This window comes from Halomonas sediminis (assembly GCF_044871105.1).
Classification (GTDB): domain Bacteria; phylum Pseudomonadota; class Gammaproteobacteria; order Pseudomonadales; family Halomonadaceae; genus Vreelandella; species Vreelandella zhuhanensis.
On the sequence record NZ_CP085246.1, the window covers coordinates 1592419 to 1617452 of the forward strand.

The window sequence follows — 25034 nt, forward strand, 5'->3', positions numbered from 1 at the left end:
GGCAAAAGAGAAATCATTTTACGGCTTTATCCCTTTCGCGACACCCTCTTCAGGGCGAGGTAGTTGACGAATGCCGTTTTCAGGGTGGTGACGAAGGCAGAGTTACACAATGCGGTTCATGAGTACTGTTGTGATCATCCGGGGAATGCAGGGCCTGCCAGGCGTCATAAGTGCTGAGAAATATTTGCCCCGTTAATTGATTGATAAACGCTGTTTTCTTGAGTCGATCCATTACCGGGCCCTTTACTTCGGCCAGGTGCAAGGTGGTACCCATATCGTGAAGGCGTGCATTAATGGTTTCCAGGCTTTCCAGAGCTGACGCATCAATGACATTGACGGCCTGGCATGCGATGACTACGTGCCGAAGAGGCGGTTGCCCTGCAGCTATCGCGGTAACGGTGTTTTCCAGGTAGCGGGCATTGGCAAAGTAAAGGCTCTCATCTATTCGCAGAATCACAAGATGCGGGTCGGTTTCCACGGCGTGGCGTTTCACATTACGAAAATGTTCACTGCCCGGAACACGCCCCACCACGGCACTATGCGGACGGCTAGTACGATAAAGATGAAGCGCTAATGAGAGGCTCACGCCGGCTATAATGCCACTCTCGACGCCAATGCCAAGCGTTACGACGATCGTTGCCAGCATGGCGCTAAAATCGCTAAGCGAGTAATGCCAAGTACGCTGGATCGTACCGAAGTCCACCAATGATAAAACGGCGATGATAATCGTGGCAGCTAGGGTGGCGATGGGAAGGTAGGCAATTAAGGGCGTGAAGAAAAGAGTGACCAGCATTATGCCGACAGCTGTGAAGGCCCCAGCAGCAGGCGTTTCTGCACCGGCTTCGAAGTTGACGACTGAACGCGAGAACCCTCCGGTAACCGGCATGCCACCTGTAAAAGACGAAGCGATGTTGGCAGTACCCAAGCCAATCAGCTCCTGGTTCGGATCAATTTGTTGGCGACGTTTCGCTGCCAGCGTTTGTCCTACTGACACGGATTCGACAAACCCGACGATACTGATCAACAGTGCGGCGAGAAACAGCTCTTGCCAGACACCACTATCACCACCGGGCAAGGTGAGTGGCGGAAATCCAGAAGGAATGTCACCGACAACGGCGACGCCCTGATGATCCAAGCCGAATGCCCATGTGATGTAGGTTGTTACCCCAACGGCGAGGATCGGCGCCGCTTTGGTCAGCATATCTGCCACTCGAGCCGCTGTCCCGAGAGAGATAAGTAGTCTTTTTAACCAGCGACGCGTGACATGAAGGAAGGCAAGGACGCTTACACCGATTGCCAGCGTCGGTAAGTTAAGCTGGTTAACATTGGCCGCCATGCTTTGGCCCAAGGCTATTAGCGTGTGTCCGCTTCCTTCGATGCCAAGAATGTGTTTTGTCTGGCTGGCGGCAATGATCAGACCTGATGCGGTGATAAAGCCAGAAATGACCGGATGGCTCAGAAAGTTGGCCAGAAAACCCAGCCTTGCAAGGCCCATCAAGACCAGTATGGCTCCCGATAGCAGCGCCAATATGAGAGCCGCTGCCATGTATTCGGAAGAACCGGGCGTTGCTATGTTACCAATCGCAGCGGCGGTCATGAGTGAGACGACTGCAACAGGGCCTACGGCGAGCGTACGGCTTGTGCCAAACAGGGTATAAATGACTAGCGGCGCGATACTGGCGTAAAGACCCACTTCCGGGGGAAGACCCGCCAGCATCGCGTAGGCCAGTGATTGAGGAATCAACATGACGGTCACGATCAGTGCGGCGAGTAAATCACTGACCAGTGGTTTACGTCCGTAATGCGGCAGCCATTGTAAGATAGGGAAGTAGCGTCTTATTTGCATTGCATGTCTCACACGCTGCGATCGGTTGTGTTTTCTAACCTGTTGCGGTGCCCTTCAAGATCATGCCCGCGGCACGTACCGGATATCTTCGGCACGCGAACGTGAAAGCGCCGCCGTGAAGCGGGCGGCGGATCAAGGGATATCAATCCCAGGCGGCGCCTTCCAGGGCGTCGAGGGGGATTTTCAGGTAGCGGCGACCGTTGGCTTCCGGTTCCGGCAAACGTCCGCCACGGGTATTGATCTGCAACGCATGCAGAATCAGCTTGGGCATCGGCAATTCGCGGTCACGCTCGTTGCGCAGGGCGATGAAGTCGGCTTCATCCATGCCCACCAAGTGCGGATTTTCCGCCTTTTGCTGCTTCACCGTGCTTTCCCACTGCGGCTCGCGGCCATTGGGCATGTAGTCGTGACCGGTGAACAGGCGTGTGTCGTCGGGTAGGCTCAGAATCGCCTGAATGGAGTTCCACAGCGTTTTAGCGTCGCCGCCGGGGAAGTCGGCCCGGGCGGTGCCGAAGTCCGGCTGGAAAATCGTGTCGTGAATAAATGCCGCATCGCCGATCACGTAGGTGATCGATGCCAGCGTATGCCCCGGCGAAAACATTACCCGAGCGTCGAGCTCGCCTACCTTGAACGTATCGCCCTCGGCGAACAGCTGATCCCACTGACGACCATCGGTGGGGAAATCCGGCCAGTGATAGATGCCTTTCCAAAGTTCTTGAACGTCAGTGACGTATTTACCGATTGCGGTGGGCGCACCGGTTTTCTCTTGCAGGTAGTGTGCGGCAGAGAAGTGATCTGCGTGCGGATGGGTGTCCAGAATCCACTGCACCTCAAGGCCTTGTTCTTTGACGTAGGCCAAGAGCTCGTCTGCGTGATGTGTGGCGGTGGCGCCGGATTTCTCATCATAATCCAGTACCGGGTCGATAATCGCGCACTGGCGCGTGGCCGGGTCGCTGACGATGTACTGCACGCTAGAGGTGCGTGGGTCGAAAAACCCGGCAACATCCGGATGATTGGTGGCGGTGCTGCGAGAAAGCGAAAACGTTTGCATGTGTGCCTCCTGAAAATGACACGGGGTAAAACCACAGAGATGAAACTGACCGTGCTGGTCAGTGTACTCATTAAGGATAATGCTGCGCAATTAATATTATAAAGTTAGACCATAAAATTATATAAGAAAAGCTGGTCACAACTATAACTATAATAGCGTGGGTTTATCGGACCCCCTGTTCCACTGCCTTCACTGCTGCGCTTTTGACATGGATCATAGTGATGGTGGTTTAGGGTCTGGTGTCATGGCGTACCGCCCATTAAGATAGTGACTAATTACTATCTTTTGGAAATGCCCATGACTGCCAAACGTAACCTCCCGGCCGAGGCGCGCCGCGAACGCACCGTGGAGACGGTCATCGCTTTATGCGGGGAGGAAGAACCCGCCACATTGACCACCGGGCGCATCGCCCAGCACATGGGCGTCACGCAAGGTGCCTTGTTTCGTCACTTCTCCAGCAAGGCTGCCATCTGGGAGGCGGTGGTGGCCTGGGTGGCCGAGCGGGTAATGGCGCGGGTCAATGACGCCGCCAAGGGCATCGAGGATCCGCTGGCGGCGCTGGAGGCGATGTACCTGGCGCATGTTGCCTTCATTGCCGAACACCCTGGGGTGCCACGGCTGCTGATGGGCCAGCTGCAGCACCCTGGGTCAACGCCCGCCAGCCGCATGGTGCGCAGCTTGATGGGTCGCTATCACCAGCGCTTGTTGTGCCTGCTCGAGGAGGCCCAGCAGCGGGAGCAGCTGCGAGCCGGGCTCGACCTGGATGCGGCGGCGACCCAGTTCATCGGCACGCTCCAGGGGCTGGTGCTGCAATCGCTGATCGCCGGCGATGTGGCGGGTATCGTCGCCCGGGCACCCGCAGCTTTCGACCTCTACCGGCACGGCATCGCCATGAAGGCAGGGGGTGACTCATGCGACCTTTGATGCGGCGGCTGGGGCGGTGGCTGACGGTAGTCGTCGGTGTGGCCGTGGGCGCTGCGCTTCTGGTCCTGTTGGTGATCAACCGCCAGGCTCCCGAGCGCCAGGAAACAGCGGCTTCCGAGACTCCGGTGCGGATCATCGAGGCCCGGCCGTTGGCATTCCGCCTGGAGGCGCGCGGCCACGGGGTGGCGCGTCCCGCCGAGACCTGGCAGGCGGTGGCCAACGTGGCGGGGCGGGTGGTGAAGCGCCACCCGGAGCTGGAGAGCGGCACCCTGCTGCCCGAGGGTACCCTGCTGGTGGCGCTGGACCCCAGCCGCTATGAGCTGGCCATCGCCGAGGCCGAAGCGGAGCTGGCCAGCCTGGCCGGCGAGCTGGCCCAGCTTGAGGCCGAGGAGGAGAATACCGGTCGCCTGCTGGCGCTGGAGAGAGAGGCGCTCGCCCTGGCCGAGCAGGAACTGTCGCGCATCGAGCGCCTGGCCGCTAGCGGCTCGGTCTCCACCTCGCGGCGCGACGAGCAACGGCGCAGCACCCTGGGCCAGCGCCAGGCGGTGACCTCGCTGGAGAACAGCCTGGCGCTTGTACCTGCGCGACGCGAGGTGCTCCAGGCCCAGCGTGAGCGGGCTGCCGTACGCCTGGCCCAGGCCCGGAAGGATCTCGCGGATACCCGTTTCGTGGCACCCTATGACCTGCGTCTGGCGGAGGTGGAGGTGGAGCTTTACCAGTTCATCGGCACCGGGCAGCGGCTGTTCCAGGCCGAAAGTCTGGCCGCCGCCGAGGTGGAGGCGCACATTCCCATTGCCATGATGCGTCGCCTGCTGGGCGCGGTCCTGCCCGATGAACCCTTCGGTCAGGGGCTCGACCTGGATGAGCGCCTGGACTTCTCCGCAGTGGACGCCAAACTGGCGCTGGCGGGGGCGCCGGATGTGGGCTGGTCGGGGGAGCTGGTGCGCGTGGCCAGCGGGCTGGACCCGGCCACCCGTACAGTGCGTGCGGTGGTGAGGGTCGAGCATCCTTACCGCGATGCCCGACCGCCGGATCGTCCTCCGCTGCAGCGCGACATGTATGTACGTGCGCGGCTTACCGCGCCCAGCCCGGAGCTTCAGCTGGTGATACCGGCCAGTGCGGTGCACCAAGGTGAGGTGTGGCTGGTGGATGCCGAGGCGCGCCTCGAGCGGCGCGCAGTGAGCGTGGCCTTCGAACAGCGCGACCTGGCAGTGATCGCGGCGGGCCTTGACCCTGGCGAGCGCCTGGTGGTCGATGACCTGCCCGCGGCAATCGCCGGAATGGCGCTGGCGCCACGTCGCGACGAGGCCCTGGAGGCGCGCATTGCCGATCAGGCGCTGGGTGAAGGACAAAGGGGAGCGCAGCCATGATTCGCTGGTTCGCTGCCCATCCTACCGCGGCCAATCTGCTGCTGGTGCTGCTGCTGGCCGCGGGACTCTTTTCCGCCCCGTCACTCAAGCGCGAGACCTTTCCCGACTATCGCCCCGTGGAGGTGAGCGTCGAGGTGGTCTATCGTGGGGCCAGCGCCGCCGACGTGGAGGACGCCCTGTGCCGGCGCCTGCATGAGGCGGTGAAGGGGGTGGAGTTCCTCGAGGAGTTCATTTGCGTGGCCCAGGACAACCTGGCCAGCGCCACTGCCACCATGCAGGCCGCTGGCGCCCCTCTGCGCTTTCTCAGCGAGATCGACACCGAGGTCAGCGCCATCAGCGAGTTTCCGGCCCGGGCCGAGGCGCCGGTGGTGCGTGAGCTTCACCGCAGCGACCTGGTGGCGGCGGTCGCGGTGTCGGCCGACATGCCCGCGGGCCAGCTCGAGGAGTACGCCCTGCGCCTGGAAGAGCGCATCATGACGCTGCCCGGCGTGGCGGACGTCACCCTGCATGGCATGTCCCAGCGCCAGTGGCAGGTGGAGGTGCCCGGCGAGGTGCTCGGCCAGCATGGCCTCTCGGCCCGCGAGCTGGCACGGCGGATCTCGGCCCAGAGCCTGGACCTGCCGCTGGGCACCCTGGAGACGCCCGAGCGCGATATCCTGCTGCGCTTCACCGACCAGCGTCGCTCGCTTGCGGAGCTTTCGCGCCTGGTGGTGATGTCCGACCCGGCTGGCGGCGAGCTGACTCTGGGCGATATCGCCACCCTGACCGAGACTGGCGAACGCGAGGAAGAGAAGATTCGCTTCAACGGCGAACCGGCGCTGTTGCTGGAAGTGAGCAAGAGCCTGCGCGACGATGCCCTGACGGTGAAGGAGGAACTCGAAGCACTGATCCAGACGGAGTACCACCGCTTCGACGGCAATATCTCGCTGACCCTGACCCAGGACATGACCAGCATCGTCCGCGACCGCCTGCAGATGCTGGTGACCAACGGCCTCATGGGCCTGGCGCTGGTGGGGCTGGTGATGAGCCTGTTCTTCCGCCCGCGCCTGGCGCTATGGGCGGTGCTGGGGCTGCCGGCGGCGTTCATGGGTGCCTTCTTCGTCATGGCAGTATCGGGACTGTCGCTGAACATGATCACCCTGGTGGCCCTGCTCATGGCCATCGGCATCGTCATGGACGATGCTGTGGTCATCGTCGACAATATCGTTGCCCATGCTGATGGAGACGCCACACCCTTGGAGGCGGTGGTGGCAGGCACTCGCCAGGTGCTGCCGGGGGTGCTGTCGTCGTTTCTGACCACTGTGGTGGTGTTCGCGCCGCTGTCGTTCCTCGCCGGTGAAATGGGCGCGGTGCTGGAGGTGCTGCCGGTGGTACTGATCGCCGCCCTGGCGGCGAGCCTCATTGAGGCGTTCTGGATCCTGCCTCATCATCTCAAAGGCAGCGTGAAGCACCTTCCGCAGGGCCATGATTCGCGACTGCGCGCGGCCTTCGACCGCGGCTTCGAGCGTTTCCGCGAGGGCGTAGGGCGGCTGGCCGACCGGGCGATCCGCTTTCGCTATGCGGTGCTGGGGACGGTGCTGGCGGTGATGCTGGGGTCGGCCGGTTTCATGGCCGGTGGCCACGTCGGCAGCGAGGCGATGCCCGACATTGATGGCGATGTGCTGGAGGCGCGCATTCTGATGCCCCAAGGCACCCCCCTTGAGCGCACTGAAATGGTAGCCGCGCAGGTCGAGACGGCGATACGCGAACTTGACGCGCGTTACTCTCCCGAGCAACCGGCGGGGGCGGCGCTGGTCGAGGCGATTCAGGTACGCTTCAATCACAACCTCAGTGCCCGCGAGACAGGACCCCATGTGGCCACGGTCAGCGTCGACCTGCTCACCGCCGAGCAGCGTACCCTGACTCTGGACGTCCTGACCGAGGCCTGGCGCAAGGCGATCGGTGAGGTCGAGGGTCTGCAGCGTCTGATCATACAAGAGCCAGGCTTCGGCCCCGCCGGGGTACCGGTGGCAGTACGCCTGACCGGCGAGAACCTGGACGCCATGAAGGCGGCGGCATTTGAGCTGGCCGAGCAGCTTGAAGGCTACTCGGCGGTCTACAATGTCATGGACGACCAGCGCCTGGGCAAGCCTCAGCGCGCCTACTCCCTGGCGTCGGGCGCCCACGGCCTGGGGCTTACCGCCGAAGAGGTAGCCAGCCAGTTGCGCGCCGCCCTGCTCGGCGAGATCGCCGATACCCAGCGCATCGGCGAGCAGGAGATCGAGGTACTGGTGCGTCAGACCGAGGCCGACCGCGACAGCCTCGATGACCTGGCGGATCAGACGCTGATGCTCCCCGACGGCAGCCGGGTACCGCTCTCGGTGGTGACCGAGGTAGCCGAGCGTCGCGAATGGGCGCGTATCACCCGCATCGATGGACGGCGCACGGTCACGGTGGAGGCCAACGTCGACGCTCGTCAGGCCAGTGCTCAAGCCATCGTCGACGATCTGGTGGGCAGCGGCTGGCTGACCGACTTCAAGGGGCGCCATCCCCAGGTGGAAGTCAGCTTCGAGGGGCAGGTAGCCAGCTCCGCCGAGACAGGAAGCTCAATCGGCCGTGCCCTGCTGATCGGTCTGGTGGGTATCTTCGTGATTCTGTCGTTCCAGTTTCGCAGCTATGTGGAGCCGATGATCGTCATGCTGGCGATCCCGCTGACCTTCATCGGTGCCATCTGGGGGCACGTGATCATGGGCTACTACCTTTCCATGCCCTCGCTCATCGGTGCCGCCGGACTCGCCGGTATCGCGGTCAACGACGCCATCCTGCTGGTCCAGTTCATCAAGGGGAACCGCACAGCGGGAATGGCGGCCGCGGATGCCGCCGGCCAGGCCAGCCGAGACCGCTTCCGCGCCATCCTGATCACCTCGACCACCACCATCGCCGGCCTTTTGCCCTTGCTGCTGGAGACCAGCACCCAGGCGGACGCCATCAAGCCCCTGGTGGTGTCGGTAGTGTTCGGGCTGCTGACCATCACCGTGCTGGTGCTGCTGGTGATCCCGGCGCTCTACGTGCTATTCGACGACTGGGGCTGGACCTCAGAGACTTCGATGCCAACCACTCCCGTGTGAATGGCCATTTGGTGAAAAGCATGGCCTGGTACGACAATGAGTGGGAGTCTCCAGTTGGGGCGGGCAATGGATGCAGTAATCTAACTACATTATTGGTCTGTTTATAAATAGGAGCTGAGATGAGCCAGTCACATGCTTTGCTTGGCGATCCGAAACACGCTATTGATTTAGCGCTTTTTGGGGCGCTTGGCGACCTTGCCATGCGCAAGCTGTTTCCTGCGCTGTATCAACTTGACCGTGAAGGCTTAATGCCTGAAAGCACGCGGATCATGGGACTGGCGCGTCAAGAACACGATACAGCCGCATTTCGCCAACTGGTCAACGGTGCGCTGCAAAAGCGGCTAAAAAAGGAAGAGCAGGACAAGGAGAGCTTGACGCGCTTTTTGAGTCGGCTTGACTACCTAAAGCTTGATTTCACCAACGCCGAGGGCTTCGAGGCAGTGCGCCAGTGGCGCGAGGGTGCCAACCGCCCGATGGTGGTTTACCTCTCAGTGGCAGCGCGTATCTACGGCGATATTTGCCATAACCTGCAGGCCAGTGACAGCCTGGATGACGATACCCGTGTGGTGGTAGAGAAGCCGATCGGCTATGACCTGGCCTCGTCCAAAGAGATTAACGACGCCATCGGTGCCGTTTTCCCCGAGTCACGAATCTACCGCATTGACCACTACCTGGGTAAAGAGACGGTACAGAACCTGATCGCCCTGCGCTTTGCCAACCCGCTCTTTGGCACCCAGTGGAATCAGAACCATATTTCCCATGTTGAGATCACGGTGGCAGAAAAAGTGGGGATCGAAGGGCGCTGGGGCTACTTTGACGAAGCGGGCCAGCTGCGCGATATGGTGCAGAACCATTTGCTCCAGCTGCTCTGTCTTATCGCCATGGACCCACCCTCCAACCTGGATGCCGACGCCATTCGGGATGAGAAAGTAAAAGTCCTCAAAGCGCTGAAGCCCTTTACGGGTGAAGCCTTGGGACGCGACGTGGTGCGTGGTCAGTATATTGCCGGCACCAGCAATGGCCAGGCGGTGCCGGGCTACCTGGAAGAAGAGGGCGCTAACCCCCAGAGCCAGACCGAAACTTTCGTGGCCATGAAAATCGAAGTGACCAACTGGCGTTGGGCAGGCGTGCCGTTCTATCTGCGAACTGGCAAGCGGTTGCCCGAAAAACTGTCACAAATTGTCATCCACTTTCGCCAACAGCCACACTACATCTTCGACCCCGACCAGCGGGGCATTGCGTCTAACAAGCTGATTATTCGCCTGCAGCCAGAGGAAGGCATTGCACTTCAGGTGCTCACCAAAGATAGTGGTCTGGATAAAGGCATGCGCTTACGCCAAGGCCCGCTGCATCTGGATTTCAACAGCGTCTTCCCCAAAGCGCGGATACCGGATGCCTACGAGCGCCTGCTGCTGGAGGTGATGAAAGGCCAGCAGTACCTGTTTGTGCGCCGCGACGAGGTGGAACACGCATGGCGCTGGTGCGATCAGCTGATCGACGGCTGGAAAGCACGCGAAGCCGCGCCGCGCCGCTACCCGGCAGGTTCCTGGGGGCCGGTCGCCTCCATTGCCATGATTACCCAGGATGGCCGCAGCTGGTACGAGGATTATTGATAGGGGTGAAGGATGTCAAATACCATGATTGCTTGGAGATTCACTGATGACAATCGATAAACAGCTACCCTCAATGCGTACTGCCGAGCTAGACAGCATCTGTCTGAAAGCAGAGGTGATACCGGTAATCACCATTGAGCGCATTGAAGATGCCGTACCGCTGGGCCGCGCCTTGGTGGAGGGTGGCTTGACCGTGCTGGAAATCACCCTACGTACCGACTGTGCGCTGGAAGCGATCAAGCGCTTGCGTGAAGCGTTGCCGAGTGCCAGCATCGGCGTTGGCACCGTGCTGACCCCGGCGCAGTATCGCCAGGCCGAGCAGGTGGGGGCCGATTTCGTGGTTACCCCTGGTACCACTGAAGCGCTCTACCGCTACGGCATCGAAAGCCCGGTTCCGATGTTGCCCGGGGTGTCTACCATCTCTGAACTGATGACCGGTTGGCAGTATGGCTACCGTCGCTTCAAATTCTTTCCCGCTGAATCCAGCGGTGGCGTGAAAGCGCTTAAAGCCTTTGGTGCCCCCATTTCGGAAGCACGCTTCTGCCCCACCGGAGGTATCACCGTGGATAACGCCGAGTCTTACCTTTCCCTGCCTAACGTCATGTGTGTCGGCGGCTCCTGGCTAACGCCCAAAGCGATGGTAGATGCAGAGGATTGGGACGGTATTCGTGAACTGGCCCGCCAGGCAGCGGCGCGCTTTCACCACTGAATTCACTTGACCTCCTCGTTTTGCAGGGCCTCGGCGGCGCCCAGCAGGCCCGTCCAGGGTGCGGTGACCACCTGTATCGGGATGGTCCGGGTATAGGCGCTCATGCGTCCCTTGGCGTTGAAAGCCTCGAGGAAGCGGCTCTCGGGCAGCCACTCGAGTAGCCGTGGGAGGATGCCGCCGCACAGGGCGACCCCGCCGCGGGCTCCCATGGTCAGGGCGGCATCGCCGCAGACGTCGCCGAGGATCTTCAGGAATCGCAGCAGGGTATCCCGGGCCACGGGGTCGCCGTCCGCCGCCGCCTGGGTGACCTCGGCCGGGCTGGCATGGCGCGATGGGGCACCCTTCAGCGAGCAGTGGGCCAGGTAGAGGTCGAGCAGCCCCTGGCCGCAGAGGATGCGCTCCACCGAGACACGCCCATAGCGGTTGCGGAAATGCCGCAGCAGGTCCTGCTCGCGCTCGTCGGTGGGTGCGAAGCTTACATGGCCGCCCTCGGTGGGCAGCGGGATCCAGGCGTGGCGCCCGGGATAGAGCCCGGCCACGCCAAGGCCGGTACCCGGGCCGATCACCAGCCGTGCCGCATGGGGAGCCGCCTCGCCGAGCTGTACGTCCACCAGGTCGCTGCCGGCCACATGGGGCACGCCCAGCGCCTGGGCGGTGAAGTCATTGATGGTCTTGAAGAGGCTGAGCCCCAGCGTCTGCCGGACCGCCTCCCGGGAGAAGCTCCAGGGATTGTTGGTCATGCTCACCCGATCGCCGCGGATCGGGCAGGCGAAGGCCAGGCAGGCCTCACGGGGGGCGGCATCGCCTGTCAGCCCGACCCGGCCGAGGTAGTCGCGGAGCGCCTCGATCAGGCCCGGGTAGTCGGCACAGGGAAGGCTCCGGATGTCATGGGGCTCGAAGGTGCCCGACGTCACCAAGGCGAAGCGTGCATTGGTGCCGCCAATATCACCGATCAGGGCGGTAGGCGTCATCAGGCGTCCTCGCCGTGGATCTGGCCCTCCTGGCGCGCCAGGTCGTCGGCCTCGAAGCCACCGAACACCCCGGCACCTTCCTCGCCGCGCATCGCCAGGTGGCGAAAGCCACCAAACAGCTCGCGCCCCAGGCCCACGTGGTAGTGGTCGAGCTCGCCGATGCGCCGCTCGCGCCGGGCCCATTCATGGGCGTCGACCTTGACCTCGAGGCTTCCTCGGTCGGTATCCAGGCGCACGATGTCGCCGTCGCGCAGCTTGGCGAGCGGTCCGCCGTCCAGGGCTTCAGGACTAATGTGAATCGCTGCCGGTACCTTGCCGGAGGCACCGGACATGCGCCCGTCGGTGACCAGCGCCACCTTGTAGCCCCGATCCTGCAACACGCCCAGGAAAGGCGTCAGCTTGTGCAGTTCGGGCATGCCGTTGGCCTTGGGGCCCTGGAAGCGCACCACGGCGATCACGTCGCGGTCAAGCTCACCGGCCTCGAAGGCACCTTTCAGGTCGTTCTGGTCCTCGAAGATCCGGATCGGCGCCTCGACCAGACGGTGCTCGGGCTTGACCGCCGAGACCTTGATCACCCCGCGGCCCAGGTTGCCGTCGACCACGGTGAGACCGCCGGTGGCGGCGAAGGGCGCCTCCACACCACGCAGCACGTCCTCATCGAGGCTCGCCACCGGCCCCTCGCGCCACACCAGGCTGCCCGCCTCCAGGAAGGGCTCTTGGGTGTAGGCGGTCAGGTCGGTGCCGAACACCGTGGGAATATCGCGATGCAGCAGGCCCGCTCCCAGCAGTTCGCGAAACAGGTAGCTCGTGCCGCCGGCGGCCTGGAAGTGATTGATGTCGGCCTGGCCGTTGGGATAGACCTGCATCAGGCTGGGCGTCACCGCCGAAAGGTCGGTGAAGTCGTCCCAGTTCAAGGTAATGCCCGCCGCAGCGGCCATGGCAATCAGGTGCAGGGTGTGGTTGGTCGAGCCGCCGGACGCCAATAGTCCAACGACCGCGTTCACAATGGCACGCTCGTCAATCTGCTTGTAGAAGGGACGGTAGTTGCCGCCGGGCTCGGTGTTGCGAATCGCCTGCTCGGTGGCGTAGCGAGTCAGCGCCTCGCGCATCTCGGTGCCGGGGTTGACGAAGGAGGTGCCGGGAAGGTGCAGGCCCATCACTTCCATCATCAGCTGGTTGGAATTGGCGGTACCGTAGAAGGTACAGGTACCCGGGCTGTGGTAGGACTGCGATTCGGCCTCGAGCAAATCCTCGCGGCCCACCTTGCCTTCGGCGTACAGCTGGCGGATGCGCGCCTTCTCCTTGTTGGGCAGGCCGCTGGGCATCGGGCCCGCCGGTACGAACATGGCCGGCAGGTGGCCAAAGCGTGCCGCGGCGATGAATAGCCCCGGGACGATCTTGTCGCACACGCCGAGATAGAGCGCGGCGTCGAACATGTTGTGGGAGAGGCCCACCGCGGTGGCCATGGCGATGACGTCGCGGGAAAACAGCGACAGCTCCATGCCCGGCTGGCCCTGGGTGACGCCGTCGCACATGGCCGGCACGCCGCCGGCGAACTGGGCGGTGGAGCCCATGGCGCGGGCGGCGGCCTTGATGGTCTCGGGGAAAGTTTCCAGCGGCTGGTGGGCCGAGAGCATGTCGTTGTAGGCCGAGATGATGCCGAGGTTGGCCGAATTCATCAGCTTCAGCGAGTTCTTGTCCGTCTCGCCGCAGGCTGCGAAGCCGTGGGCCAGGTTGCCGCAGGAGAGCTCGCCGCGGTGCACGCCACGGCGGTGCTGGTCGGCCATGCGCCGCTCGTAAAGGGCGCGCCGCTCGGCAGAGCGCTCACGAATGCGTTGGGTAACCTCGGTAACAGTGGTATTTAAGGTGGCGGGTATTGAGCTCGGCATAGAGACCTCTGCGTGGTGGAGACGGTGAGGTAGTATTGTAGTTTTACTACTAATAAGTATGGCGGCAATTGACTTATAAATCGTATAAAAAGGGCGCCACTTGGGCGCCCAACATACATATAGCCTATACAGCTAAAGGTGTGTCAGTGATACCCTTCGCCAACCTTGACCTTGCCGCGGAACACCCAGTATGACCAGGCGGTGTACGCCAGCACCACAGGGATCACAAATATCATCCCAACGAGCAGGAAGAGCTGTGATTCCGGTGCGGAGGCGGCGTCCCAGATAGTATAGTCAGGCGGCACAATGACGGGCCATTTGCTGGCGATGAGACCCAGGTAGGTGAAAATGAAAAGCCCCAGCGCCATTACGAATGGCAAACCCTCTTGCTGGCGCTTAACCGAACGGTAGAGCATGGCGGCGCAGGCCATGGCCAGGATCGGAAAGACCCAGATCAGATGCAGCTGATCGAGCCAGCGAGCGCGGACTTCCAGACTGACAAGGGGCGTCCATAGACTGACAATGCCGAATACCACGAGTACTGCCAGCAGCAGTTTAGGCGCAATGCTGTAGGCCCAGGCTTGTACATGGCCTTCAGACTTGAGAATAAGCCACGTGGCACCCAGTAACGCATAGCCTGCCATCAAGCCTAAGCCGGTAAGAACGCTAAAGGGTGTCAACCAGTCAAGGGCGCCGCCCACGTAGACGAAATCCACCACCGCGAAGCCTTGAATGTATGCGCCGACCACGGCGCCTTGGGCAAAGGCGGCTACCGCTGAGCCCCAGCAGAAGGCGCGGTTCCACCAGTGGCGATTTTTCTTGGATTTAAACCGAAATTCAAAGGAGATGCCGCGGAAAATCAGCCCGGCGAGCATAAGAAAAACGCCGATGTAGAGCGCCGGCAAAAACACCGAGTAGACAAGCGGGAAGGCTCCGAGCAGGCCGGCACCACCGAGTACCAGCCAGGTTTCATTGCCGTCCCATATTGGCGCGATCGAGTTCATCATCACATCACGGGATTCTTCATCCGGGGCGAAGGGATACAGGATCCCCAGTCCCAGATCGAAGCCATCCATGAGCACGTACATGATGATGCCGAAGCCGATAATTGCTGCCCAAATCAAGGTAAGGTCGAGACCCATCATGCGTTAGCTCCCTTTATGTCATCCCCCTCAAGGGGGGTATGGGCCGCTGAGAGCGGACGTTTCGGACGTTCTACTTCATCGCTGTCCTTTTCATCGGACCCCGGGAGCATGCCTTCACCAATGACACGGCCCAGGTAGTAAATCCCGACCACAAACACCACGCCATAAACCGCCATATAGCCAATCAGGGTAAAGAGCGCCATGGCGCCGGTGAGCGAAGGTGTCAACCCCTGAGCATGTGTCATCAGGCCATAAACCAACCACGGCGCTCGACCGGCCTCGGTCACAATCCAGCCGGCGAGAACCGCGAGGAAGGGAGTGCCGATCATTGCCACCAATGTTTTCAGGTACAGCGGGCTTTCAAACACCCGACCTTTCCAGCGCAGCAATAGCCCGGTCAGCGCCACACCGATCATCAAGACACCAATCCCGACCATGACGCGGAACGACCAGAACACAATCGCTACCGGCGGCTGTTGCTCAGGTGCAGCTTCATTGATGCCGGGTACCTCGCCATCGGCGCGGTGGGTCAAGATGATGCTTGCCAGGTCGGGAATGCCGATTTCAAAACGGTTCGTCTGAGTGTCTTGATCGGGTATGGCGAACAGAAGCAGTGGCACATTGGACTGGGTTTCCCAGTTCCCTTCCATGGCCGCGAGCTTGGTAGGCTGATGTTCCAGCGTATTGAGACCATGGAAGTCTCCGATCACCGCCTGAGCCGGCGTCAGCACCAGCAGTAACCATAGGCACATGGAGAGTGCTTTTTTGTTCGCCTCTACATCACGTTGGCGCAGCAGGAACCAAGCGCTCACGCCAGCCACGACGAAGCCACCCGTGAGGAAAGAGGCCATGCCCATGTGAGTGAAACGGTACCAGAACGACGGATTGAAGATCGCTTCTGCCCAAGAGGTGATATGGAAGCGACCGTCGATTAGCTCGTAGCCGGCGGGTGTCTGCATCCAGCTATTGGCCGAGAGAATCCAGAATGAGGAGATAAACGTGCCGATGGCAACCATGATCGCCGCGAACAGGTGAACACCCTCAGGCACTTTGTTGCGCCCAAACAGCAGCACACCCAAGAACGCTGCTTCCAGGAAGAATGCCGTTACTACCTCGTAGCTAAGCACCGGACCTAAAAAGTTAGAGGTGGCCAGGGCAAAGTTGCTCCAGTTCGTGCCGAACTGAAATGACATGACAATGCCCGAGACCACGCCCATGCCGAAGACCACCGCAAATACCTTGGTCCAGAACAGAGCGAGGCGGTCCCATGCGGTGTTTCCGGTTTTATAGAATAATCCGTGTAAGAGGGCGATATAGGATGCCAGGCCAATGGTAAACACTGGGAAAATGGCATGAAAAAGAACTACAAAGGCAAATTGCAGCCTGGATAATAATAGGGGATCCAGCTCCATGATGACCTCCAACGCATGTCGCAAGGAAGAGATAAGCGCATCCAAGAATAAAGCCTTATTAATCAAGCGTATCAGGCATTTATTTTTTAACGGAATATGCTTATTACGTAGATCTATTTTAAACGAAAGGGGTGGGTTTAGTTAATATTTGTTAATGTTTGCGCCATGACGTATTGTCGCAGCCGTGCTGCGGGCGTCCTTCTACCAGTCTCAGGGTATGGGTAATACCGGGTGGGGCAGGAGCACCGTTACTGATGTCATGAACGAGATAGATAACGCTGCGCTCTTTTAGCCAGGCGTCTAAAGAAGCAGACAAGCGTTGTGCGGTGGGCTCATCAACGCTGGCAAATGGTTCGTCCAGGATGACCAGGTCCGGTTGGCATAGATAAAGACGCGCCAATGCGACTCGGCGTGCCTGCCCGCCGGAAAGTCGGCGTCCACCTTCCCCGACCCATGTATCTAACCCGCGGGGCAATGTCTGTGCCCAGGACGTCAGGGCGACGCGTTCAAGCGCCTGCCACAGGGCATCTTCACTGGCGTCTGGATTAGCGAGACGCAGGTTGGTCGCTAAGCTGGCATCCAGAAGTTCGGTTTGCTGCGTGAGCACCGCGACTCGTCGGCGCAGTGCCGCGTCGGGCCAGTCTTCAAGCGGTATGCCGCCAAGAATGATATGCCCTTGAGTGGGTGTAAGTTGCCGGCTGATGAGCATTGCCAGCGTGGATTTTCCCGAGCCGGATGCTCCCACAATTGCCCAGCGTTCGCCGGGTTTGAGCGTTAGTGACAGATTATCTAACGCGGGCAAGAGGGCTGTAGGGTAATGAACGCTAACAGCGTTTAATACCATTTCGTGGGCACTGCCCGGGTCGCTCGTGTCCGTTTCTCGCACCGGCTGACGCTGCGCCTCCAGCTGGTTCAACCTCTCCGCGGCACTTTTGGTCGCCCCAAACCAGGTAAAGGCGGCGGGTAGTGCGCCGAGCGCCTCGTTCATGGCCAGCACCGCCATGGGCAGCATCACCATCACTGCACCGCTGATGCTGCCCGCCTGCCACGCCAGCGCGGCGAGCCATAGCGTCATTAACGTGGCTGCGCTGACGAGCCATCCTTCCAAGGCATTGCCCAGCGCGACCCAGTGCCCCAGGCGCTGCTGGGCATGCTGCAATTGTTGCTCAATGGTGCTCAGCCGTTCACGGTGAATGGCCAAACTTCCGTACGCCTTGAGCTCTGCCAGGCCCTGCAGCTGCTCCATCGTGCGGCTGCGCAACGCCTCGAGCTGGCCGACGTGACGCTCGCTTTCCGTCAGGCCCAGTCGCGCCTGGCCGAGTGTCAGCCATAGCCAGCCAAGCAGGAGCAGTGCCGCGAGCGAACCGCCGGCTAAGGGCACGAACAGTGCCACCCCACCGCTGAGCAGCAGAATCGCAAGCAGCGCAACGGCAGTCGGTGCCAGCAGACGCAGATAGAGGCTATCCAGGGTGTCGATGTCGGCTGTCAGGCGGTTGAGCCAGTCGCTGGCGCGGCGCTGCGCCAGGGCACGGCTATCCAGGCCGGCGAGCACACCAAATAGCTGGGTACGCAGATCGGCGAGCAGGCGCAGTACGGTATCGTGATTATACAGTCGTTCCACATAACGGCTGACGGTCCGGCTAACGGCAAAAAAGCGGATCGCACCGCCAGGAACATACACCTCAAGCGAGGCGGCAACGCCAGCGGCGAGCAACAAACCGGTGAGGCCGGTGGCAGTAATAAACCAGCCTGAGACGGCGAGCAGGCCCAGCGCTGAAAACAGCGTCAGTGCCATCAGCATTGCCCCCAAACCAAGCCGTTTACGCCGTTTGGCGAGGACGGCCAGCCAGGGGCGGAACGTGACGGCCAGAGAATTGAGTTTAGCCATGGGGCACCTCCAGAACGTGGCCGTTGCGGATTTGCCAGTGGCGGTCGGTGAGGGCCATCAAGGCGGGGTGATGGGTGGCGATCACCAGGGTGCGCCCAGCATGACGCAGCGTTTGCAACGCTGCGATCACGTCTTGCTCGGTAGCTTCATCTAGACTGGCGGTAGGCTCATCGAGTAATACCAGTGGCGCTTGAGACAGGAACACCCGCGCCAGTGCCAAACGCTGTGCCTGCCCGCCGGATAGGCCGAAGCCGCGTTCGCCAATGGGGGTGTCGATACCCGCAGGTAGCCGTTTGATCAATTCGCCGAGGTGAGCGCTCTCCAGCGCTTGATGCAGGTCGTCAATGCTGGCTTGGGGCGCGGCCAAGCGCAAGTTATCGGCCAGCGTACCTTGAATCAACAGTGGACGCTGATCCATCCAGGCAAAGCGAAGCGCATCCGCCGGACGGCGCTCGCCGTCACTGGGCGCCACAAAACCTGCGAGCAGCTGTAGCAGGGTGGATTTGCCGCTGCCCGAAGCACCAGTGACGACAACGGTTTCTCCACGTGCCAACTGTTGCGTGACCGGCCCCAGGACAATTCCACGCCCAGGGTGCGTGACACTGGCGCCCTCCAGTTCGATGAGTGTATCGCTGGTATGAGGGGGAGTTACTGTGGTGTGGGCATGCCGGATGAAAAGAGGCTCGTTTAATAGATGGGTCAGGCTATCTGCGGCGCCCAAGGCAGCAGCGCGGTCGTGGTAGCGCTGCGCCAAGTTTCGCAGTGGTTGGAAAAACTCGGGCGCAAGCAGTAGTACCAGTAAGCCACTGAACAGGGTTAGCTCATCGGCGGGGCCATAGTCGATATAGCCTAACAGGCCAAAACCGACATAAATCGCCACTACCGCAATAGCGACCGAAGCAAAAAACTCCAGCACAGCGGAAGAGAGAAATGCTAAACGCAAGGTGCGCATGCTACGGGCACGGTAGCCTTCCGAGGCCGCCCGTACGCTCTGCTCGGCTTGACACGTTTGGCCGAATAGCTGCAGCGTAGTGAGGCTTCGCACGCGATCAATAAAGTGGCCGGAAAGGCGTGCCACTTCAGCGAACTGGTCGCGGTTCAGTTGCTCAGCACCCATGCCTACCAAGGCCATGAACAGCGGAATCATCGGCGCGGAGAGCAGTAAAAACAGGGCGGCTAGCCAGTCTTGCGTCAGTGTTATCATCAACACGCCGAGTGGCAGCAACATGGCAAGCCAGAGCTGTACGCGAAAGTGGGCAAAGTAACCGTCCAGCGCCTCCACTTGCTCGACCAGCTGATAGGATAGCGACGCGGAGTGGTAGCTCGCCAAGCGTACCGGCCCGAGAGCGGCTAGGTGATCAAGCAGGCGTTGGCGTAACTGCTTGCGAATCACCAGTGATGCCCGCTGGCTCAGCGTTTCTTGAGCGTAGGTGAGCAGTCCACGTAGCGGCAATAGTAGCAGCCAGATCACAAACAGCGGCGTGAGGCGCCCAAGCGGCTGTGCATTCACCAACAATGCGCTGGCCAGCCAGGCAAATAGTCCCATTTGCACCCAGGTCAATGCGCTGGCACCCACGCCGCTGATAACCGCCAGCGTTAAACGACGGCGCTGAGTCGCCGCAAGGTCATTCAGTAACCCTTTGGCAGTGAGCGCAGGCATGATAATTCCTTTAGCGATGTATAAGTTTGGTATCGCTATCAAGCCTACGACGAAAGTGACCCATCACCAAGGGGAGTGCGGCAAAGCGACTCGCATTGTGCGTCTCCCGGCCAGGTTAGAACGCTGGCGGTGACTCTTCCTGAAATATTTTTTCCAAGAGAGAGACTTACGTTCTATCTTGGTCAGTGTCCGTCGGCGACCTGCCTTTAAACCGTAAGATAAATTCACTTCAAAGCCATAATGGAGTTGCGATGAAATATTTTGAGAACTTTTTTCTCTGGATGCTGGGACTTTTTTTGCCCGCTTTTGCGTTGGCTCAAGCTCCAAGCCGCATAGGAAACGGCATGATGGATGGAATAATGTCGGGCATGGGCATCATGGCAATCTTTATGATGATTGTCTGGATTCTTCTGATTGTGCTTTTGGTGCTCGGGATATTGGCCCTGATCAAATATTTGCGAGAAAAATAATGAGCCAGAAAAAGCCGCCTATTATTTTGGATAGAAAGAGGGGGGTATAAATCACCACAATGGGGGGAACAGTGACCATGACTCAGGCACCCGCTAGCTTTGAAAAAATATTTTCCGATGAAACCGCCAGTATTGAAAATACAGCGTCCATCCCTCTTTCCATCAGCTTGGTTAGCGACAGCGGTTGCCAGGTTGAAATGGAGTTAAAGCCCGGCCAGGTGATCAATTTTTCCGCAGGCAGCATGGATGCAAATATCATTTTGCATAACGGTGATCCAGCTAACCTGCTGGTGATAAAACCAGGGCCGCCCTCCTGAACCTGTTATCCACGCAAAGCAGAGGAGGCTTGCCCGGCCGGAGACGGTCATGGTGGGCATGGCGCCTGCATCAGGATTCGCGCTTCTCGAACCAGTCCTCGGTGCCGCCCTCGTAGTCGTACACCTGAGTGAAGCCGGCTTCCTCGAGCTTTTTTGCGGCCTTGGGCGAGGCGTCGCAGTCGAAGTTGGCACAGTAGACCACGACCTTGCGATCCTTGCCGCCCGCTACGTCCTCGACCTTCTCGACGAAATCGTCATCCTTTACCGGGATGTTGATCGAGGTGCGGATGTGCTGCTTGTTGAAAGCATCCCGGGGCAGGACGTTGATCAGCACGAAGTCCTCGTGCTCGGTTTCGTTCATGACCTTCAGGTCGTCACGGGTAATGGCTTTCATGAGTACCTCCTGAAAGAGAATTTACAAACTGGAGCCATGGTCTGAAATTGAAACCATGATTCTGAAACATAGCAGCGGGAAGGATATTTGCAATTCAGGGTACGGCGACGGTATCGCGAACTGTACGCTTGATAGCGAAGAGGTCGTCTTACACCATGATTGCCTGGCTTGCGAAAATTGCTTTCCCATGGCGTCGGTGTAAGCATGCGTCATACAATAAAATCCTGACGTCGTGATTGTTGCGGGCATCATTACAACAAGAGGTGTTTTTCTATGCGCCCTTTAGAGAAGCCATCGTTTGACGAATGGCAGGCTAGCCTTTGCGCAGTTTGTGGTAGCTTTGAAACCCATCAAGATGCTAGCCGTCAATTTGTAGGGAATGTTTCCAAGCAAGACCTTGATGGGCTTGAAATTGCCCATATCACAACGAATGTGCAGCGCATGATTCATCGCAGGAGCCATTCGCATAATGATGATCGCTTCTGTTTTCTTGTCTTGCAGCGGGCGGGTACCGCAATTTTCAAGCAGTTTGGGGAAGAGGTCTCTTTGCACTCCGGTCACATGGTGCTGATGGACTCGGGAAGCCCGTTTGAAATTAACCCTCAGGGCCTGTCGGGTCAGGTCTCATTGCATCTGGATCGAGAAAAAGTATGTAGCATCTTGCCTGAGCGTGTGAAGAAATTCGGCAGGTTACAGCTGGGCTCGGTCAGTGGGCGCCTATTGCAGCTTATCGTAGGCCAATTGCTTATGGATACGCAGAAACCCCTGTACCAGGCGGAAGGGAGTTCGTTGCAGGACTCTGTCATACCTTTACTGAGGTCTGCGCTCCAGGGGGGTCATGAAACGCCACCGGTTTATCATCTTGAGGAGCTTTATCAACTGGCGACTCACGAGATTGAAAAGAACCTGCAAAGCCCTAAGCTGGATGCTGAAACCCTGGCGGTTCTCGTGTGCGTTTCCGTGCGAAAGTTGTACCGTTGTTTTGAAAACCAGGGCGAGTCCGTGCACGGTTATATTGTGAAAAGGCGTATCCAGCGTGCTGCGCAGGATCTGATTGACCCGAAACTCAACGTCCGCTCCATATCTGCTGCTGCCTACGAATGGGGGTTTTGCGATCCTTCTCATTTCAGTAAGGCATTCAAGAAAGTTTATGGCTGCAGTCCCAAGGAATATCGTGCCAATTTCCACATGCTACATTAAGTAATCAACGCCTGAAAAATAGCACCACACCAGACCGGCTTTAAAGCCGGTTTTTTAATGCCGCAAGGTTGGTTTTTCTTTGAGTGCAATCAGCACTTCTGCGTCGATTGGCAGGAAAGTACCGGTTTTTGGCAGAGATATACAGGCGCCGCAAGCCCATGCCAAGTACTTTGCATATGAGCCCCCTATTAAAACAATCAAGGAAGGGACGAAATGCAAGCAAGTCATATAAAGCAAATCTTGACAAGGCTGGCGACCAGCGGCTGTGCCTTATCAGTGCTGACAGTCGCCCCGGCTAGTTTCGCCTATGAAATGGCGGACCTGGGCGAATCCACTGTCAATATCAACGTGCAGGCGGTTTATGCTGCCTTTCACAGTGAGCGGGGCTATAACCAGTTCGGCAACACTGAAGATAAAGATTATGACTGGCAAGAGGGTTACCTTGAATACGGGTTTGAGTTGGCTCCCAAATCCTTCGAAAAAGGAGGCGTTTACGCTGAGCTAAGTGCCGTTACTACGGCCACTTGGGGAGATGGGGATGCGGCGGGCTTCACCATGGGGGACGAGAACGAGTCTGACATAGAAGATGCCTATCTGGGGTATCGCCATGATGGGGTCATGCTAGGTGGAAAGCCGTGGAGTCTGGATGTGTCCGCGGGTAGCCAGGTCATTCAGCTAGGGGATGGCTTTCTCATTGCCAGTGATGCCGTCAATTTCGGTAGTGGCCTGGGAGATGATTTCAATCGAGGCGGCGCCTACTATTTGGCTGGCCGCAAAGCTTTTGACCAAACCTTCCTGTTAAAAGCATCGAACGCTACCTGGCAGACCCAGCTGGGCTGGATCGAGTCGGATAACCGTGCCCAGGCCAACACCGAATTGGGAATCATGGCGCTTCAGCACCGCCATGACGCAGGATCGGTCGAATTGACCTATATCCGAGGGTTGGAAGTAGATGAAGCATTCGCGTCACCTACCCAGCTGGAGCGCGACGGCATGGATACTTATAGCCTGCGTTTCGAGCAGTCTCTGGGTAACGACAATACTACGATCCAGGGGGAATATGCCTACCAGACGAAATCCAGCAACGAGAATGCCTGGTATCTCGAGCCTGCCTACACATTTACCGATATGCCTTGGCAGCCGACGCTGACGCTACGTTATAGCCGTTTCTCCGAGGATTGGGATCCGCTTTTCTATGGATTTACCCGTGGCTTCGGCACATGGTTCCAAGGCGAAGTGGCGGCTAATTATGCCGGCCCTTTCAACTCGAACACCGAAGTCTGGCATCTGGGCGCTACCGCGCAGCCCACTGAAACGCTTTCTCTAGGCGCCTTGTACTTTGATTTCGATACGTTGGATACAAGCAACCAGCCTGATATGAGCGGCCAGGAAGTCAATCTCTACGCTGAGTGGTTTCCGAGCCAACATCTTTTCGTGATGCCGCTATTCGGCTGGTACCAGCCCGAGAAATCCGCGTCGCAGGGCGGGGTACAGCTGGGGGATGACGATACCAATGCCTATGCCCAGTTGATAGTCGGTACTTTCTTCTGAAAATCGGAGGTTTTATGAGTGATATGAGTATCGAGCGCCTTTCTGAGGTCGAGGCTTTTCTCAAGCGAGCAAGGGGCTCGTACATCGATGGCAACTTCATTGCCGGGGCTGGGAGAAACGTGGATGTGTTTAACCCAGCCACCGGTGAAACACTAAGCCAGATCAGGCTGGCTGACGAGACGATTGTCGATCGAGCCGTGTCTGTCGCCAAGGCCACATTTGATACCAAAAAATGGCGTGGCATGAAACCCGCTCAGCGTGAGCGAATCCTGCTGAAATTTGCCGATTTGCTTGAGAAGAACAGCGAAGAATTCGCTCAGATCGAGACCCTTAACCAAGGCAAGTCGATCAATATCACCCGCGCACTGGATGTCGGCTATTCGGTGGACTTCATGCGCTACATGGCGGGCTGGACGACCAAGATCGAAGGCAAGACGGTCGATGTTTCGATCGGCATGCCCGAAGGGGCGGAGTTCAACGCCTATACGATCCGTCAACCCGTCGGCGTGGTTGTCGGCATCGTGCCGTGGAATTTTCCGATGATGATCGCGCTATGGAAAATCATGCCGGCATTGGCCACGGGTTGCTCAGTGGTCATTAAACCGGCCTCGGAAACACCCCTCAGTGCACTGCGCCTGGCGGAACTGGCTATCGAAGCGGGCGTACCCAGCGGTGTGTTCAATGTGGTGGTGGGCTCGGGCTCCACCGCTGGTGCTCAGCTCTCGAGTCATCCTGATGTGCGCAAGGTGACATTCACCGGTTCCACGGCGGTGGGTAAGCAGATCGGCCATGCCGCCATCGATCATATGGCGCATTTCGCATTGGAACTGGGGGGCAAGAATCCGATGCTGGTCCTGGAGGATGCTGATCTGGACAAGGCTGTGCAAGGCGCCTTGATGGCCGGCCTGCTCAATCAGGGCCAGGTGTGCGCTGCCGCTTCACGCTTCTATGTGCACCGCAGCATTTATGACAGCTTCTGCCAACGCCTCTACGAAGCCATCTCGCAGATGTCCGTCGGGCCGGGCATGGATCCCACCACTCAGCTCAATCCACTCGTATCCAAGCGCCACCAACAAAGCGTTCTGGGCTATATCGACAAGGCCGAGCAGGAAGGAGCGAGGATTCTTCGTGGCGCTGAAGTGCCTGATGACGGGGGCTATTACGTCTCGCCTATCGTGCTTGCCGATGTGACTCAGGACATGACCGTGGCGCGAGAGGAAATTTTCGGCCCTGTGCTGTCGGTCATCGTTTTCGATGATGTGGATGAGGCACTCAGAATGGTCAATGACAGTGACTTGGGGCTGTCGGCAAGCATCTGGACCAATAATCTTACCCAAGCCATGCGCCTTATTCCTGAAATCGAGGCGGGCACTGTCTGGGTCAATACGCATGTTACGCTGGATTCGAGCCTGCCTTTCGGTGGCTTCAAGCAATCTGGGATTGGGCGTGAGTTCGGAAGAGAAGCCGTGGAATCCTTCACCGAGATCAAATCGGTGTGTATCGCTTACTAGCTGAAG

The 25034-nt window shown here is 59.2% G+C and carries 19 protein-coding genes; 10 read left to right on the forward strand and 9 right to left on the reverse strand.

Features of this window, described 5'->3' with window-relative positions:
• Window positions 1-79 precede the first annotated feature (79 nt).
• Window positions 80-1846, reverse strand: a complete 1767-nt coding sequence (locus LG290_RS07605) for a SulP family inorganic anion transporter (protein WP_160418889.1) — start codon at window positions 1844-1846, stop codon at window positions 80-82.
• A 142-nt stretch (window positions 1847-1988) separates the two neighbouring features.
• The gene (locus LG290_RS07610) at window positions 1989-2897 is read right to left on the reverse strand and encodes an MBL fold metallo-hydrolase (RefSeq protein ID WP_160418890.1); all 909 of its coding nucleotides are present in this window, start codon (window positions 2895-2897) and stop codon (window positions 1989-1991) included.
• A 297-nt stretch (window positions 2898-3194) separates the two neighbouring features.
• Between LG290_RS07610 and LG290_RS07615 the strand changes: the two genes are divergently transcribed.
• The 5 genes from LG290_RS07615 (at window position 3195) to LG290_RS07635 (ending at window position 10620) form a co-directional block, all read left to right on the forward strand.
• Complete coding sequence (locus LG290_RS07615) at window positions 3195-3821, forward strand: TetR/AcrR family transcriptional regulator (RefSeq protein ID WP_499836870.1); 627 nt, start codon at window positions 3195-3197, stop codon at window positions 3819-3821.
• A complete protein-coding gene (locus LG290_RS07620) occupies window positions 3809-5191 on the forward strand; it encodes an efflux RND transporter periplasmic adaptor subunit (protein WP_499836871.1) in 1383 nt (460 codons plus the stop codon). Before LG290_RS07615 ends, LG290_RS07620 begins: the two co-directional genes overlap by 13 nt.
• Complete coding sequence (locus LG290_RS07625) at window positions 5188-8298, forward strand: efflux RND transporter permease subunit (protein ID WP_499836872.1); 3111 nt, start codon at window positions 5188-5190, stop codon at window positions 8296-8298. Before LG290_RS07620 ends, LG290_RS07625 begins: the two co-directional genes overlap by 4 nt.
• Window positions 8299-8417: 119 nt before the next feature.
• Window positions 8418-9911: a glucose-6-phosphate dehydrogenase gene (gene zwf / locus LG290_RS07630; protein WP_160418894.1), complete on the forward strand. Its 1494-nt coding sequence runs from the start codon at window positions 8418-8420 to the stop codon at window positions 9909-9911.
• Between the two features lie 46 nt (window positions 9912-9957).
• Window positions 9958-10620: a bifunctional 4-hydroxy-2-oxoglutarate aldolase/2-dehydro-3-deoxy-phosphogluconate aldolase gene (locus tag LG290_RS07635; protein ID WP_499836873.1), complete on the forward strand. Its 663-nt coding sequence runs from the start codon at window positions 9958-9960 to the stop codon at window positions 10618-10620.
• 2 nt (window positions 10621-10622) lie between these two features.
• On the opposite strand, the gene glk is transcribed toward LG290_RS07635, so the two are convergent.
• From glk to cydD, 6 genes are all read right to left on the reverse strand, one after another.
• A complete protein-coding gene (glk, locus tag LG290_RS07640) occupies window positions 10623-11591 on the reverse strand; it encodes a glucokinase (protein ID WP_499836874.1) in 969 nt (322 codons plus the stop codon).
• The gene (edd, locus tag LG290_RS07645; protein ID WP_499836875.1) at window positions 11591-13480 is read right to left on the reverse strand and encodes a phosphogluconate dehydratase; all 1890 of its coding nucleotides are present in this window, start codon (window positions 13478-13480) and stop codon (window positions 11591-11593) included. Before edd ends, glk begins: the two co-directional genes overlap by 1 nt.
• Before the next feature lie 143 nt (window positions 13481-13623).
• On the reverse strand, window positions 13624-14625 hold the full coding sequence (cydB, locus tag LG290_RS07650; protein WP_160418898.1) for a cytochrome d ubiquinol oxidase subunit II: 1002 nt from the start codon (window positions 14623-14625) through the stop codon (window positions 13624-13626).
• Window positions 14622-16037, reverse strand: a complete 1416-nt coding sequence (locus LG290_RS07655; RefSeq protein WP_499837061.1) for a cytochrome ubiquinol oxidase subunit I — start codon at window positions 16035-16037, stop codon at window positions 14622-14624. Before LG290_RS07655 ends, cydB begins: the two co-directional genes overlap by 4 nt.
• Window positions 16038-16188: 151 nt before the next feature.
• Window positions 16189-17925, reverse strand: a complete 1737-nt coding sequence (gene cydC, locus LG290_RS07660; RefSeq protein WP_499836876.1) for a thiol reductant ABC exporter subunit CydC — start codon at window positions 17923-17925, stop codon at window positions 16189-16191.
• Window positions 17918-19585: a thiol reductant ABC exporter subunit CydD gene (gene cydD, locus LG290_RS07665; RefSeq protein WP_499836877.1), complete on the reverse strand. Its 1668-nt coding sequence runs from the start codon at window positions 19583-19585 to the stop codon at window positions 17918-17920. The genes cydC and cydD overlap by 8 nt, the downstream gene beginning before the upstream one ends.
• A 251-nt stretch (window positions 19586-19836) precedes the next feature.
• Between cydD and LG290_RS07670 the strand changes: the two genes are divergently transcribed.
• Window positions 19837-20055 carry a hypothetical protein gene (locus LG290_RS07670; protein WP_499836878.1) on the forward strand — a complete coding sequence of 73 codons (219 nt, stop codon included), beginning with the start codon at window positions 19837-19839 and terminating at the stop codon, window positions 20053-20055.
• Window positions 20056-20132: 77 nt separating this feature from the next.
• On the forward strand, window positions 20133-20372 hold the full coding sequence (locus tag LG290_RS07675) for a hypothetical protein (RefSeq protein ID WP_499836879.1): 240 nt from the start codon (window positions 20133-20135) through the stop codon (window positions 20370-20372).
• A gap of 70 nt (window positions 20373-20442) precedes the next feature.
• Here the strand turns inward: LG290_RS07675 and LG290_RS07680 are convergent, their stop codons facing one another.
• Window positions 20443-20766: a rhodanese-like domain-containing protein gene (locus tag LG290_RS07680; RefSeq protein WP_160418904.1), complete on the reverse strand. Its 324-nt coding sequence runs from the start codon at window positions 20764-20766 to the stop codon at window positions 20443-20445.
• A gap of 273 nt (window positions 20767-21039) precedes the next feature.
• On the opposite strand from LG290_RS07680, the gene feaR reads away from it, so the two are divergent.
• From feaR to LG290_RS07695, 3 genes are all read left to right on the forward strand, one after another.
• On the forward strand, window positions 21040-21966 hold the full coding sequence (feaR, locus tag LG290_RS07685; RefSeq protein WP_499836880.1) for a transcriptional regulator FeaR: 927 nt from the start codon (window positions 21040-21042) through the stop codon (window positions 21964-21966).
• Window positions 21967-22179: 213 nt separating this feature from the next.
• Window positions 22180-23517 carry an alginate export family protein gene (locus tag LG290_RS07690; protein ID WP_499836881.1) on the forward strand — a complete coding sequence of 446 codons (1338 nt, stop codon included), beginning with the start codon at window positions 22180-22182 and terminating at the stop codon, window positions 23515-23517.
• 14 nt (window positions 23518-23531) lie between these two features.
• On the forward strand, window positions 23532-25028 hold the full coding sequence (locus LG290_RS07695) for an aldehyde dehydrogenase family protein (RefSeq protein ID WP_499836882.1): 1497 nt from the start codon (window positions 23532-23534) through the stop codon (window positions 25026-25028).
• The last annotated feature ends 6 nt before the right edge of the window (window positions 25029-25034 follow it).